The organism is Streptomyces sp. NPDC046379 (assembly GCF_055587785.1).
In genome coordinates this window covers 132,207-145,921 of sequence record NZ_JBVJFP010000015.1, presented here as the reverse complement: position 1 = coordinate 145,921, position 13,715 = coordinate 132,207, and the positions used below count along the sequence as shown (strand labels likewise).

General features: G+C 72.4%; 11 protein-coding genes and 1 riboswitch. Of the genes, 1 reads left to right on the top strand and 10 read right to left on the bottom strand.

What is annotated here, in order from left to right; all coding sequences use genetic code 11:
• Window positions 1-7: 7 nt before the first annotated feature.
• The 10 genes from ACZ6KF_RS25355 to ACZ6KF_RS25310 form a co-directional block, all read right to left on the bottom strand.
• Complete coding sequence (locus tag ACZ6KF_RS25355; RefSeq protein ID WP_469240482.1) at window positions 8-481, bottom strand: FtsB family cell division protein; 474 nt, start codon at window positions 479-481, stop codon at window positions 8-10.
• 113 nt (window positions 482-594) lie between these two features.
• On the bottom strand, window positions 595-1,875 hold the full coding sequence (gene eno / locus ACZ6KF_RS25350; RefSeq protein ID WP_356628369.1) for a phosphopyruvate hydratase: 1,281 nt from the start codon (window positions 1,873-1,875) through the stop codon (window positions 595-597).
• A gap of 437 nt (window positions 1,876-2,312) precedes the next feature.
• Window positions 2,313-3,053 carry a transglycosylase family protein gene (locus tag ACZ6KF_RS25345; protein WP_356628367.1) on the bottom strand — a complete coding sequence of 247 codons (741 nt, stop codon included), beginning with the start codon at window positions 3,051-3,053 and terminating at the stop codon, window positions 2,313-2,315.
• Window positions 3,054-3,056: 3 nt separating this feature from the next.
• Window positions 3,057-3,224: riboswitch (cyclic di-AMP (ydaO/yuaA leader) on the bottom strand.
• A gap of 182 nt (window positions 3,225-3,406) precedes the next feature.
• Window positions 3,407-4,534, bottom strand: coding sequence for a transglycosylase family protein (locus ACZ6KF_RS25340; RefSeq protein WP_469240481.1), 1,128 nt, complete (start codon window positions 4,532-4,534; stop codon window positions 3,407-3,409).
• A 182-nt stretch (window positions 4,535-4,716) separates the two neighbouring features.
• On the bottom strand, window positions 4,717-6,009 hold the full coding sequence (locus ACZ6KF_RS25335) for a cytochrome P450 family protein (RefSeq protein ID WP_356628363.1): 1,293 nt from the start codon (window positions 6,007-6,009) through the stop codon (window positions 4,717-4,719).
• The gene (locus ACZ6KF_RS25330; RefSeq protein WP_469240480.1) at window positions 6,006-7,067 is read right to left on the bottom strand and encodes a nucleoside triphosphate pyrophosphohydrolase; all 1,062 of its coding nucleotides are present in this window, start codon (window positions 7,065-7,067) and stop codon (window positions 6,006-6,008) included. Before ACZ6KF_RS25330 ends, ACZ6KF_RS25335 begins: the two co-directional genes overlap by 4 nt.
• Before the next feature lie 183 nt (window positions 7,068-7,250).
• Window positions 7,251-7,898, bottom strand: a complete 648-nt coding sequence (locus tag ACZ6KF_RS25325) for a SurA N-terminal domain-containing protein (RefSeq protein WP_356628359.1) — start codon at window positions 7,896-7,898, stop codon at window positions 7,251-7,253.
• 263 nt (window positions 7,899-8,161) lie between these two features.
• Window positions 8,162-9,652: a protein kinase domain-containing protein gene (locus ACZ6KF_RS25320; protein WP_469158778.1), complete on the bottom strand. Its 1,491-nt coding sequence runs from the start codon at window positions 9,650-9,652 to the stop codon at window positions 8,162-8,164.
• Between the two features lie 38 nt (window positions 9,653-9,690).
• Entirely contained in the window at window positions 9,691-10,347 is a 657-nt protein-coding gene (locus tag ACZ6KF_RS25315) for a hypothetical protein (RefSeq protein WP_469240478.1), read from the bottom strand.
• 194 nt (window positions 10,348-10,541) lie between these two features.
• Window positions 10,542-12,680, bottom strand: coding sequence for an N-6 DNA methylase (locus tag ACZ6KF_RS25310; protein WP_469240477.1), 2,139 nt, complete (start codon window positions 12,678-12,680; stop codon window positions 10,542-10,544).
• A 217-nt stretch (window positions 12,681-12,897) separates the two neighbouring features.
• Between ACZ6KF_RS25310 and ACZ6KF_RS25305 the strand changes: the two genes are divergently transcribed.
• Window positions 12,898-13,710 carry a hypothetical protein gene (locus tag ACZ6KF_RS25305; RefSeq protein WP_469158738.1) on the top strand — a complete coding sequence of 271 codons (813 nt, stop codon included), beginning with the start codon at window positions 12,898-12,900 and terminating at the stop codon, window positions 13,708-13,710.
• The last annotated feature ends 5 nt before the right edge of the window (window positions 13,711-13,715 follow it).

The following is a 13,715-nucleotide window of genomic DNA, read 5'->3' as shown; positions in this document are numbered from 1 at the left end:
TATGCGTTCACTGGGCGGCGTCGGACTTGTCGACCGCTTCCCAGAGGTTCGTGTGCCAGGGGCGGTCGGCCGCCCCCTGGTCGGTGCGCGACTGGCGGGCGGCGCCCGGGTCGATCACGACGTACCCGGTCTCCCCCGGCATCACATGGTGCAGCCGCTCCCGGATCCGCTGCTCCGCGTACGCGTCGTCCTGCCAGCGCGCCTTCAGGTCGCGCAACTGTTCGACGCGCTCGCGGGCCTGGCGCTGCTCGCGCTCCAGATCGGCGATCTCGGCGCGCTGGGCGACGTACTGCCTTATCGGGTAGGCGAGGGCCACGACCAGGGAGCAGACGACGAGGGCGAGCAGGGCGGCCCGGCCGGTGAGCCGGGAGCGGCGGGCCTGGCGGCGGGTCTGGGAGCGGTAGACCCGGGCCGCGGTCTGTTCGCCGAGCAGCTTGAGCCTGGTCGTGGTGGAGAACCGGTCCCGGTCCTTCACGGCCATGTCCCCGCCTCACCTTCACACACGCGCGTACGTCCCCGCACACGGTACGGGACCGAGTACGGGGACGTACGGACGACGCTGCCTCTACGGCCGGATCAGCCGGGTCGGCCGGGTCAGCCCTTGAAGCGCGGGAACGCGCTGCGGCCGGCGTACACCGCGGCGTCGTCGAGGATCTCCTCGATGCGCAGCAGCTGGTTGTACTTGGCGACGCGCTCGGAGCGGGCCGGGGCGCCGGTCTTGATCTGGCCGCAGTTGGTGGCCACGGCGAGGTCGGCGATGGTGACGTCCTCGGTCTCGCCGGAGCGGTGGGACATCATGCACTTGAAGCCGTTGCGCTGGGCCAGCTCGACGGCGTCCAGGGTCTCGGTCAGCGAGCCGATCTGGTTGACCTTCACCAGCAGGGCGTTGGCGGCGCCCTCCTCGATGCCGCGGGCCAGACGCTCCGGGTTGGTGACGAACAGGTCGTCGCCGACGAGCTGGACCTTGTCACCGAGCTTCTCGGTGATGGTCTTCCAGCCCTCCCAGTCGTCCTCGAACAGCGGGTCCTCGATGGAGACCAGCGGGTACGCCTCGACCAGCTCGGCGTAGTACTCGGTCATCTCGGCGGCGGAGCGCGCCTTGCCCTCGAAGGTGTACGTGCCGTCCTTGTAGAACTCGGACGCGGCGACGTCGAGCGCCAGGGCGATCTGCTCGCCGGGGGTGTAGCCGGCTTCCTTGATGGCCTCGAGGATGAGGTCGAGGGCCTCGCGGTTGGAGCCGAGGTTCGGGGCGAAGCCGCCCTCGTCGCCGAGGCCGGTGGCCAGGCCCTTGCCCTTCAGCACCTTCTTGAGGGTGTGGTAGACCTCGGTGCCCCAGCGCAGCGCCTCGGAGAAGGACTCCGCGCCGATCGGGGCGATCATGAACTCCTGGATGTCCACGTTGGAGTCGGCGTGCGAGCCGCCGTTCAGGATGTTCATCATCGGAACGGGCAGCAGGTGCGCGTTCGGGCCGCCCAGGTAGCGGAACAGCGGCAGGTCGCTGGCCTCGGAGGCGGCGTGCGCGACGGCGAGCGAGACGCCGAGGATGGCGTTGGCGCCGAGGGAGCCCTTGTTGTCGGTGGCGTCCAGGTCGAACATCGCCTGGTCGATCAGGCGCTGCTCGGTGGCGTCGTAGCCGACCAGCTCGGGGCCGATCTGCTCGATGACGGCCAGCACGGCCTTCTCGACGCCCTTGCCCTGGTAGCGGTTCGGGTCGCCGTCGCGGAGCTCGATGGCCTCGAAGGCGCCGGTGGAGGCGCCGGACGGAACGGCGGCACGACCCGTGCTGCCGTCGTCGAGGCCGACCTCGACCTCGACCGTGGGGTTGCCTCGGGAGTCCAGGATTTCCCGGGCTACGACGACGTCGATGGACGGCACGAGCATCTCCTTCTTCAATGTGACGCGGCTTCGCAGGGCCGCGGTGGCTCTGCGAGACGAGCCTAACCGGCTCCGGGCGATCGGCCAGCCGGTCGACCACCCCGTGGACGGAACCGAGAGTAAATTGTTTCCGAACGGAACAAAAAGTCCCGCGCACGGTTGCGTGCACGCCTGGCCGAAAAAAGCCCCGCCCCGGCGCGTACGGGGGAGAACGCGCCGGGGCGGGGAGCCCGCGGGGACGGGGGGAACCCTCACGGGGGTCTGGGGGCGGGGGTCCTGGGGGACCGGGGTGCTGGGGCCTGTGGCCGTCAGCCCGGGGGCCCGGGGGCTTTCAGGATGACGGCGTCGGTCGGCGCGTGCTGTGAGTGCGCTCCGCGCCGCCTGTCACTTCAGCCCTTCGGCGCCCGCCGTCACTTCGCGACCCTCGCCGCCGGCCGTCACTTGAGGTGCAGCTGCTGGCCCGGGTAGATGACGTCCGCGTCCTCGACGATGTCCTTGTTCAGCTTGAACAGCTTCGCCCAGCCGCCCTTGACGTCGTGCTCCGCGGCGATCTCGCTGAGGGTGTCGCCCTCGACGACCTTGTACTCGCCGTCGCCCTTCTTGACCTTCTTGCCGGTCGGGGTGGTGACGGTCTTCTTGGCGGCCGGGCGGTCGGCGGAACGGGAGGCCGGCTGCTGCTCCGTCTCGCGGGCCGGGGCGGTGGCCTCGGAGGAGCCGGTGTCGGCCGAGCCCGTCGCGTTCGAACCGGTGGAGCTGCCGGCGTCGCCGGAGGTGCCGGCCGAGCCGCCGTTGTAGGCGGAGTTCGACAGGCCGGTGCCGCAGTGCGGCCAGGCGCCCTTGCCCTGGCCGGCCAGCACCTTCTCGGCGATGGCGATCTGCTGCTCCTTGGTGGCCTGGTCGGCGGTGGCGGCGTACTGCGTGCCACCGAAGGCGGCCCAGGTGGAGGCCGAGAACTGCAGGCCGCCGTAGTAGCCGTTGCCGGTGTTGATGGACCAGTTGCCGCCGGACTCGCACTGGGCGACGGCGTCCCACTCGGAGGCGGTGGCGGCGGAGGCGGTGCCGGACGCCATCAGCGGAGCGGCGACGGCGGCGCCGGTCACGCCGGCGATGGCGATGGCGCGAGTGGAGCGCTGGAGGGCGGTCGGACGACGGTGCTTGCCCTTGCCGGAAAACAGCATGGTTGATCCCCTCACCGACGCCTGCGAGGTGAGCTGTCGGGTTCGGGCCGGTTGAGTTGCCCGGCCGCGTCCCTCACGGGACGCGGCTTCACCCCTAGCCGCCCCGGGCTCAACTGCCCGGAACGGCGCCTACCTTGGGTCCCCCGCTCCTGCCTACGGCGCTTGACGCGACGACTGTTCCCGGACGGCCGCTGGCAGGATTCGGCGTTGCGGCTACCGGGGCCCGCATTGGCGAGCGGTCACGACCGTAGACACGCGATCGGCGGAATTTCAAAGACGATCAGGGCTTCTGAGACTCATCCCACACTGATTCCAAAACGGACAATCAGCCCGAACCGTGACGTGAACTCCCGCTACTTTTCGACCGTTTCGACCCCGACATCCAGGGTCTGACCGGGAAGGATGAGGTCCGGGTCGGCGCCGACGGCGTCCTTGTTCTCCGAGTAGAGCGCGGACCATCCGCCGTCGACCTCAAGAGAGTCGGCGATGCCCCAGAGGCTGTCGCCCTCGCGCACCGTGTACGACCCGCCGGCGGCCGCCCGCTCCGCCGACCCGCCCCGCGAGGCGTGCCGCCCCGTGGAGCCGGAGGCCCCGGCCTCGCGGTCGTCGAGGACGTCCTCCTGCGCGCTGGAGCCGCGATGACGGCCGGTTCCCGAGCCCGCGTCGGCGATGCCGGTGTCGATGAGACTGGAAGAGCCGACACTTTCGGGGGTTTTGGCAAGAGTGTCGGAGTCTGCAGATTCCGACACATCCGTGCCCCTGTCGGGTGATTCGGGTGCAGAGGGGGAAGTGGAGACGGAGGCGGAGGGTGCGCCCGTCTCCCGGCCGGCCCCGGCTCCGGTTCCGGTCTCGGACGCCGTCGCCCGACCCGAATCCGTCGATTCAGTTCCAGGGGATTCATCGGATTCGCCGGATCGGTCGGATTCGGCCGACTTCCCCGCGCCCGCCGATTCGGTCGGGCTCGTGCTCGACTTCGCACCCGACTTCCCGCCCACTGAGGCGGAAGAACCGGAGGAGTTGGACAATCCGGGCGGGTTGAGGACGCCGTCCGGCGTGCTCGACGCCGCGTCGCCGGCCACCCCCGTGTCGACGCCCGCCTCACTGTCGTCCTGGTTGAGACCGACGAGGATGCCGCAACTGGCCCACGCCTCGGCGCCCCGGTCCGCGAGCAGCCGTTCGGCGACGGCTATCTGCTGGGAACGGCTGGCCTGATCCGGTCGCGACGCGTAGGTGAGACCGCCGTACGCCTCCCAGTCCTCCTGCGACAGGTTCAGGCCGCCGTAGTACCCGTTGCCGGTGTCGGCGCTCCAGGAACCGCCGCTCTCGCACTCCGCGACCTTGTCCCACGTCGCACCGCTCGCCGCACTGGCGCCGGTCGCGCCGAGCAGGGGGATGGCGATGGCGGAGCCGGTCACGCCGGCCGCGACGACGAGTGCCGGGGCCTGGCGGGGGCGACGGTGACGACCGTTCCCGGAGAGCATGCGGGGACCTTTCCCGAGACAGCAGTGACCCGCGCGGCGGGTGATGCGCCGCCGCCACGTTGATGGGTGAACGTATCGGCAGACGATCACTTGTCACAAGTTCATGCCGCGCAGATCACGTGAAGATCACAGATGTGAAGGGCTGTCATGTTTGGTTTGGGACACGGGTGTGGAAGAGTCCGCTATGCACGACCTTGCTCGGGCGTGAACTCCACCGGCAGCGTGCGCAGTCCGCGCATGATGAGTCCACCCCGCCAGCGCAGCTCTGCCGGGTCGACGCCGAGCCGCAGGTCGGGGAGGCGGGTCAGCAGCGTGGCCAGCGCTGTCCGGCCCTCCAGCCGGGCGAGCGGCGCGCCGAGGCAGTAGTGGATGCCGTGTCCGTAACCGAGGTGCTGGTTGTCGCGCCGGGCGAGGTCGAGCGTGTCGGGGTCGGTGAACCGCTCCGGGTCCCGGTCCGCCGCCGCGAGGACGACGAGCACCGGGTCGCCGGGCGCGATGTCCTGGCCGCCGATCGTCAGAGGCTCGGTCGCGAAACGCCAGGTGGCCAGCTCCACCGGCCCGTCGTAGCGCAGCAGTTCCTCGACTCCGGTGGCCAGCAGGTCGCGTTCTCCCGCCGCGAGGGAGTGCTGGAGGCGGGCGCGCTGCACGGGGTGGGTGAGCAGCGCGTACATGCCGTTGCCGATGAGGTTGACGGTGGTCTCGAACCCGGCGAACAGCAGGATGAACGCCATCGCCGCCGCCTCGTTCTCGGTGAGGTGCTCACCGTGGTCCCAGGCGCGGATCAGGCCGGAGATGAGGTCCTCGCCGGGCGCCGGCTCCGCGGGCAGGGACTCGCGCTTGCGGTGGATGAGCTCGGCGAGGTAGCCGCGCATCTTCTTCACCGACCGCGCGACACCGCCCCGCGGCCCGCCCCCGTGACGGATCATCATGCCCGCCCAGTCCCGGAAGTCGTCCTGGTCCTCGGGCGGTACGCCGAGCATGTCGCAGATGGCGTAGATGGGCAGCGGGAAGGCGAACTCGTGGATGAGGTCCGCGCTCCCCGTGCGGGCGAACCCGTCGATGAGCCGGTCGGTCAGTTCCTGCACGCGCGGCGCGAACTCCGCGACGCGGCTCGGGGTGAACGCCTTGGACACCAGCCGCCGCAACCGGGTGTGGTCCGGCGGGTCGATGTTGAGCAGATGGGTCATCAGCTCGGCCTTGCGCTCACCGGGGATGCCGGTCTTGCCCTTCGCGTGCGCGGGCTCGTCGTGGTGGGCCGGGTTCTTGGACAACCGCTGGTCGGCCAGCGCCTGCCTCGCGTCGGCGTACCGGGTGACCAGCCATGCCTCGACCCCGCTGGGCAGCCGCGTCCGGTGCACCGGCGCGTGCTCGCGCAGCCAGGCGTACGCCGGGTAGGGGTCGGTCGCGAACTCCCAGGTGAAGAGTTCGGGCGCGGGTGGGGCGGCGTGCTGACGGGAATGCGGCTGGTTGGTCACCCGTCGACGTTATCCGGCCGCTGAGACTCCTTTCCGGGCTCCTCGGCCGCCGTGCTCACCGCGGCCTCCGTCTCCCTGATCGCGTCCCGGTACGCGCGTGCCGCCGCGCGCAGCGCCGTCTCCGGATCCACGCCCTCCGCCTCGGCCCGTGCCGCCAGCGCCAGCAGCTCGTAGCCGATCCCCTCGTCCTTCGGCAGCGGCACGTCGAGGCCCGCGGTACGCGCCCGGGACGCGAGCTTGGCCGCGAGGGCGAGGCCGGGCTGGTGCAGAGGTATGCCCTCGGTCACCGACGTGCGCCGCTTCTCCTGGGCCTTGGTGCGCAGCCAGTGCTCTCTGACCTCCTCGGGGGTGGAGGCCGTCGCGTCGCCGAAGACGTGCGGGTGGCGGTGGATGAGCTTGGCGACGATGGTGCCCGCCACGTCGTCGATGGAGAAGGGGGCGTCCTGGTCCTCCTCGGCTATCCGGGCGTGGAAGACGACCTGGAGCAGGACGTCGCCCAGTTCTTCCCGGAGTTCGTCCCGGTCGCCGTCCTCGATCGCCTCGATCAGCTCGTACATCTCCTCGATGCCGTGCTTCACGAGCCCCTGGTGGGTCTGGCGGGACGACCAGGGGCACTCGGCGCGGATGCGGTCCATGACCTGGACGAGGTCGAGGAGGCGGGCGCCGGGCAGGTCGTAGGAGGCGGGGAGCAGCTCCAGCTCCGGCATGCGCACGCGTCCGCCGCCGGCCAGCCGGGCCAGTCCGTCCGTCAGCCCGGGTTCGCCCTCGCCGGTGGCGACGACCACGACCGTGCGCCCGTCGGCGCACGCGTCGACCAGTTCCTCGGCGGTCGGGGCCGCCTCGGCGACGGCTATCCCGGCCTCCCGCAGATAGGGCAGCTGCGGGTGCGCCCCGTCGGCGCAGAGCACCTGGTCGGCGGCGTGCAGGGCCTGCCACGCGGGCCAGGAGAGCAGCCCGGGGGCGACGCGGTGGCTGGTGGTGAGCAGGACGATACGTCCGGGCGCGGAACGGGGGTCGGGACCGGTGTCCGGGGTGCCTTCGAAGCTGGTTGCGTTCACGATCCGAACGTAACCCACCACGGCGAGGCGCTCGCGAGTTGTCCACAGCGACCACTGCGATCATCGGATGAACAGCCTGGCACGCCACCGAACCCCGCGACCGCCTGCACGTCGGCCGCCCGGCCGGCGGCCGGCCCGCAGTACCCGCCGCCTACGCCTCCGCCCGCAGCCGTACCGCCGCGCCTACGCCGGCTGCTCCGGCGGTGCCTCCGCCGTCACCTCGCGCACCCACGGCGTCTTGGCGTCCACCCGGCTGCTCTTCTCCACGTCCCAGGTGCCGTAACGCGGGTTGAGGTCCACGTCGAGCTTCTTGGATGCCTCGGACAGGGCCTTCCAGAATGCCGGCTGGCCGGTGTCGGTGCCCAGGTGCCGGGCGAGCTTCTGCGCCTCCAGCTGCAGGCGCAGGTTCTCGTCCAGGCGCTCCGGAGGCACCCCGTACTGCTGGAGCCAGGTCGTCTCCAGGCCCTTGGCGCCGCCCGCCTGCTGTTCGAGGCCGGCGCGCATCTGCTGGACCTCCTTGCGGCTGACCGTGATGCCCGCGTCCCGGGCGGCGCGGTGCAGCACCTGGTCCAGGACCATGCTGTGGAGGGTGTCGCGGGCGAGGGTGCCGGTCCTGGCGACGATCTGCGCGTACTGCGTCTCGTCGCCCACCGCCGCCCGCTGCGCCTCGCGCACCTCGTCGACCCGGTTCTCGAGTTGCGCCACGGTGATCCGCCGGCCGTCGACCACGGCCGCGGCACCGGGGTGCGCGTCGTTGCCGCAGGCGGTCAGCAGCGGGGCCGCGGCGATCGCGGCGGACAGGAGGAGCGCGGTGCGACGGCGGCGGTGCAAGGGGAACCTCCCGAGGAGATTGTGCGACGGTGCACAAAGTCTTGCGGTGATCGATGGTAGGCAGCGGCCGGGCTTTGGCCAACCCATTCGACCAACGATTCACCGCGACTTCAGGCACCCACGGCTCACGCACCCGCACCACGGGCTCCCCGCGCGGTCGGCAGCCGCACCCCAGGCGCCCTCGCGCGGCAGGCGCCCGCGCCGCAGGCGCCCGCACGGCCGACGGCACCCCCGCCGAAGGCGCCCGTTCGCCCCTCCGGCGGTCAGCGCACCTGCCCCAGCCACTGCAGCGTCCGCCGCACCTCCGCGGCGAGCGGATGTCCGGGCCCGTGCAGCGTCTCCACGTCGTGCAGCAGCCGCACCAAAGTGGCCTGCGCGGCGGCCCGGTCGCCGACGGCGAGCAGCAGATGCCCGATGCGGCGGCGGACGTCGTGGGCCAGCTCGGGGTCACCGGAGACGTACTGGTTCTCGTAGTACGGCAACAGCGACCGGTACTCGGCGAGCGCCGCCGCCGGTTCACCGAGCTGTTCGAGGCACTGCGCGACCTCGTAGCGGTAGCGCAGCGACTGCGGGTCGGCCTGTCCGGCCTCGGCGGCGCGCTCGTCGGCCAGGCGGCGCAGTTCGGGCAGCGCGCGACGGTACTGGCCGTCGTCCATGAGCGTGGCCGCGTACTGCTTGCGCAGGGTGCGTACGACCGGGGAGTTCTCGCCGTGCTGTTCGGCGGCCGTGGGAAGGATCGCGCCCAGGATGTCGACGGCCTGGGTGATGCGTCCCTCGCCGAGCAGCCGCTTCACCTCGTCGACCGCGCGGGCCACGTCCGGCTTCTCGGCCGTCTCCGGAGCCGGTGTGGCCGGGGCGGGCTGGGGCGCGGGCGTCCGGGCGCGGTCCGGCCAGGGGGCGTGCGGGCGCAGGAAGGGGCGGGTCGGGTCGAGGGGCGCGCCGGAGGGCATCCCGCGCGCGGGCAGCAGCAGCGCCAGTTCCTCGTAGACCTCCTGCGCGGAGCCGGGCCGGTGCTGCGGGTCCTTGGCGAGCAGGCGCAGCACGAGGGATTCCAGCGCCTCGGGCACCTCGGGGCGCAGCCGGCGCACGGGCACCGGCGCCTCGTACAGGTGCCGGTGCAGCACCCCGAGCGCCGTGGAGCCCGCGAACGGGACGTCGCCGCTGAGCAGTTCGTGCATGAGCACGCCGAGCGCGTACAGGTCGGTGTACGGGCCGACCGCGCCGCCCATCGCCTGCTCGGGGGCCATGTAGGCAGGGGAGCCGATGGGCGAGCCGGTGTGCGTCAGGCGGGTGGTGTCGGTGTCCATGACGGAGGCGACGCCGAGGTCGAGGACCGTGACGGTGCCGTCCTGCTTCACCATGACGTTCCGCGGCTTGAGGTCCCGGTGGACGATCGGCACGGCGTGCACGGCGCTCAGTACGGCGCACAGCTGCGCGGCGACCGCCACCGCCCACGGCCAGGGGTAGGGGTCGTGCTCGGCGAGGTGGTCGGAGAGGTCGGCCCCGTCGACGTACTGCATGACGAGGAACAGCTCCGCGCCGTCGCTGCCCGCGTCGTGCACGGTCACCAGCCCCGGGTGGTCCACCTGGGCCGTCACCCGGCACTCCCGCACGAAACGGCGGCGCAGCTCGTCGGCCTCCTGGCCGGCCACCTTGTCGGGGCGCAGCAGCTTCACCGCCACGCGCCGGTCGAGCCGCTGGTCGTAGGCCGTCCAGACCTGGCCCATGCCGCCCTGCCCGATCAGCGTGGCCAGTTCGTAGCGGCCGGCGACGACGCGCTTCGCCGCCACGGTCACCGCGCGCCCTCGCCGCCGTCGCCCCGACCGCTGTGACCACCCTGGCCGCCCTGCTTGCGCAGGTAGTCGCTCAGCTCGTCCAGTTCGGCCCGCACCTGGTCGATGCGCGCGGGCGCGGGGCGCTGCGGCTGCGGGGTGTGCGCGGGCGTGCCGGGCCCGGGTATCGGGGTGTGGGGCTGCGCGGGGACGGGCGGGGGCGGGCCGGGTATCGGCGTGTGCGGCGGGGCCGGGTGGACGACGGGCTGCGGGCCCGTGGCCGCGGTGGTGTACGGGGCGGTCGCGGCCGGGTTCGGGTACCCGTACGACGCCGTCGCCCGTCCGGCGGGGATGCCGTAGCGGACGTCGTGGTAGTGGCGCACCTCGGCCGCGATGTAGTACGCGATCACCACGACGAGCGTGCCCAGGAGCAGGATCAGGCCGGTCCAGCCGCCCGTGGTGTGGATCTCGTCGCCGGGCTCGGTGCCGAGCAGCACCAGGGAGAGGATGTCGATCGCCAGCACGGCCACGAACAGGCCCCAGTGGAGCGACTTGCGCGTGACGGCCGCGAGACGCAGCAGCATCACCCACGTCAGGAGGCCGAGGCTGAAGACGGCCAACGCCACGAACAGCACGCGCAGGAGGACCAGCAACGCCGTCGGGGGCGGCTGCTTCACCGGCTGCGTATAGCCGTGGCCATGCATGACTGCTCCTGATGCCTGGTGCGCGCACGCGTGCGGGGTTCGAACCGGCGTCGGGCAACGCCGGTCGTGAGATTGTCGCTTCGAGCGTATAGGTCGACACCGACAACCCGTCCCGGGTTGTACCGAACCGTTGTCGCACTGATCACTTACGGATGCCGGGGCTTTTCTCAGTCGGGCGCGACGGTCCCGTCCGTCAGGCCGTCGTACATCCCGCGGGCGAGACGCGCCCCCAGTCGGCTCGCATCGCGCAGCGCGCTCTCGAACTCGTCCAGCGCGCGGAAGCGCGCGCCGTAACGCCGCTGCTCGTCCAGCGGGAGGCGGGGCAGCTGCAGGCGTCGGACGTCGAGCCGGGTGGCGGTGGAGGCGTAGCTGCTGGCCTGGCGGTGGTTGTCGGTGCCGCGCAGGAAACCGGTGAGGAACCACGGGTCGAGCGACGCGGGGTCGGGGCGCAGCAGCACGAGGTTGCGGCCCAGGGCCGCGCCCGCCGTCCCGTCGCCGATCACGCGCGCCACCGCGCCGCCCCCGAGCACCGGCACGACGACGTCGCCGACCGCGAGGAGCACCGCTTCCTCGTCGCTCTCGGGCAGCGTCCCGGAGGGAGCGGTTCCGGCGAGGACGTCGTGGTCGGTGAGAACGGGTACGCGCGCGTGCCCGCCGTTTCCGCCGGTACGCATCGTGAGGGCGCCCGCGCGGGCGAGTTCGCCGATGGTGGTGAGCGGCCAGCGCGCGGGCGGCGTGAGCGGCGCGGGCGCCGGAGTGAGACCGGCGGTCAGGCGCAGGGTCTCGCCGAGGCGCTCGCGCATCTCCGTGAGCTGGGTGACGCCGTCGGCCGCCGGCAGCGGCAGATGCCGGGCGGGCGCGAAGTCCACGTCGTCGTCGAGGAGATCGATCACGGGCACGGAACGCGCCAGCCCCGGCTGCTCGGGAAGCGTGCCGTCCCGGTCGAACGGCCGCCAGGCGTGCATCACCGCGTCGCGCACTCCCCGCCAGTCCGGTCCGCCGCGCCCGTCGGCGGCGAACCGCCCCGTGTCCACGAGCAGCACCTCGGGCTGCGCGGGCGCCTTCTCGGGCCGGCGCAGCACCCACAGGTGGAGCGGGATGTTGTACGGCGGGGCCGCGCCCACCGGCAGCGCGACGACGGCCCGCAGCGCGCCGCGGCGCAGCAGGTCGGCGCGGATACGGCGGCCCGAGCGCCGGGAGGCGACGGCGGGCGGCATCAGCAGGACGGCCGTGCCTCCGTCCCGGAGCCGGGCGAGCGCGTGCTGCACCCAGGCCAGCTCGGACTCGGTGCGCGCGGGGAAGCCGTACTCCCAGCGCGGGTCGTACGCCAGTTCGTCGTGCCCCCAGTTGCGCTCGTTGAACGGGGGATGGCACAGGACGGCGTCGGCGCGCAGGTCGGGGTGGGCGTCGGCGCGCAGGGCGTCCCCGGCGGCGGCCCGGACGGTGGCCCTGCCGTGCAGCGCGAGGCGGAGCGCGGTGAGCGCGGCGAGGTCGGGGGCGTTGTCCTGGGCGTACACCTGCTGGCCTGGGCGGGCTTCGACGGCTCGCAACAGGGTGCCGGCGCCGCAGGCGGGGTCGAGGACGGTGCGGGCGGGTCCGGTCAGCTCGGCCATGAGGCGGGCCAGGTCAACCGGGGTGAGCGTGTACTGGCGGGGGTTGGCGTCGAGGTGGCGGCCGAGCAGGAACTCGAACGCCTGCCGGGCGCCCACGTCGGCGGCCAGCTCGGCGGCGCCGCGGAGGAGGGGGGCGGAGGGGAGGAGGTCGGGGCCGGTGGGGGTGTGAACGGACGGGGCCGGGACGGACCAGCCGGTCCGGGGAGCCTCTACGGGAACGGGCGGCACTGGGTTCACAGTGGGCCGGGAGTTCACAGCTTCCGCCCCGCGCCCCGCCGCTCCCGTGTGAACGCGGTCGCCGCCGAACCGGGGCACGATCACCTGCTCCAGCGCACCCGGCAGCAGCGCGGCGAGCCGTTCGTCGGAGCCGCCGCTCACCTCCAGCCACACCGTGGGCCGGTCGTGGATGAGCAGCAGCACGCAGCCTGCGTGGGTGAGCGCGGTGACCGGGCCTCCGGGATGCCCGGCGACCTGCTGCCAGACGCGTTCGCGCAGAGGAACCTCGGCGAGTTTGCCCTGCTTGCGGAGCCATGCCTCGACCTCGGCCAGCGCGAAGGCGGGGCTGGTCTCGGTGCCGCCGACGGGCTTGGGGAAGTCGGCGTGACGGCGGCGCCAGTTGCTGACGGCGGCGCGTCCCACGCCGGCGAGCCGGGCGATCCCGGCGGCGGTCACCTCTGTGGCGTTGTCCTGCACGCGCCTGGCTCCCCTCGTCCCGTGTGCTGCCTGTGCGCCGAGCATAGCGGCGAGCGCATACTCGAAGCCTTCACAATCGTGTACCGGCCTTGACGCGTGAATCGTGTTGACTCGGTTCACAGGCTCTGATCTTATTGACCCACCGAACGGGCGGCCCGCCGAGTGAGCACGCAACGAAGCCCGCCCTCAACCCCCGCCACGCCTCCAAGGAGCCCTCATGCGCCGCACCGCCATCGCCGCCCTCTGCCTCATCACCGCCACCGCCCTCGGCGCCACCGGCTGCCTGTCGAGCCAGGACAAGGCCGACAAGTCGAGCAAGTCCGGCAAGACCAGCAGCCCAAGCAGTTCCGGCAAGACCAAGAAGTCCGCGAAGTCCGGGTCCGACGAGCCCTTCCCCGGCCTCACCGGCGGCCAGATCGCCAACCGTGCCGTCGAGGCCACGACCGGCGCCTCCTCGCTGCGCGTGACGGGCGACGTCCCCGACGAGGCGAGCGGTGGCACGATCGGGCTGGACATGGCCCTCAACAAGCAGAACGAGTGCGCAGGCACCCTGAGCATGGACGGCGGCAAGGCCGACCTGATCAAGACCGGCGACACGATCTACCTGCGGTACGACGAGGCCTTCCTGCGCGCGCAGGGCGAGGGCCAGGACGAGGCGGAGACCGACGCGGTGGTCGACCTGCTGGCCGGGAAGTGGGCGAAGACCTCCGCGACGGGCGACGACGCCGCCGAGATGACCGCCTTCTGCGACCTGAACACCCTGCTCGGCGGCGCCGAGGACGTGCACTCCGCCGCCGAGCGCGGTGAGACCACCACCGTCGACGGCACGCCCGCGATCACGCTGACCGAGAAGAACGGCGCCGACCGTTACACGCTGTACGTCGCCACCGAGGAGGAGCCCTATCTGCTGCGCGTCGACAGCACCTCCACCGCCGACCCGAGCACTCTCGCCTTCCGCGACTACGAGAAGCCGGTCCCGGCCCGCGAGCCCGCGGGCGAGATCATCGACCTGGACGACCTCGCCGCCTGAGACGC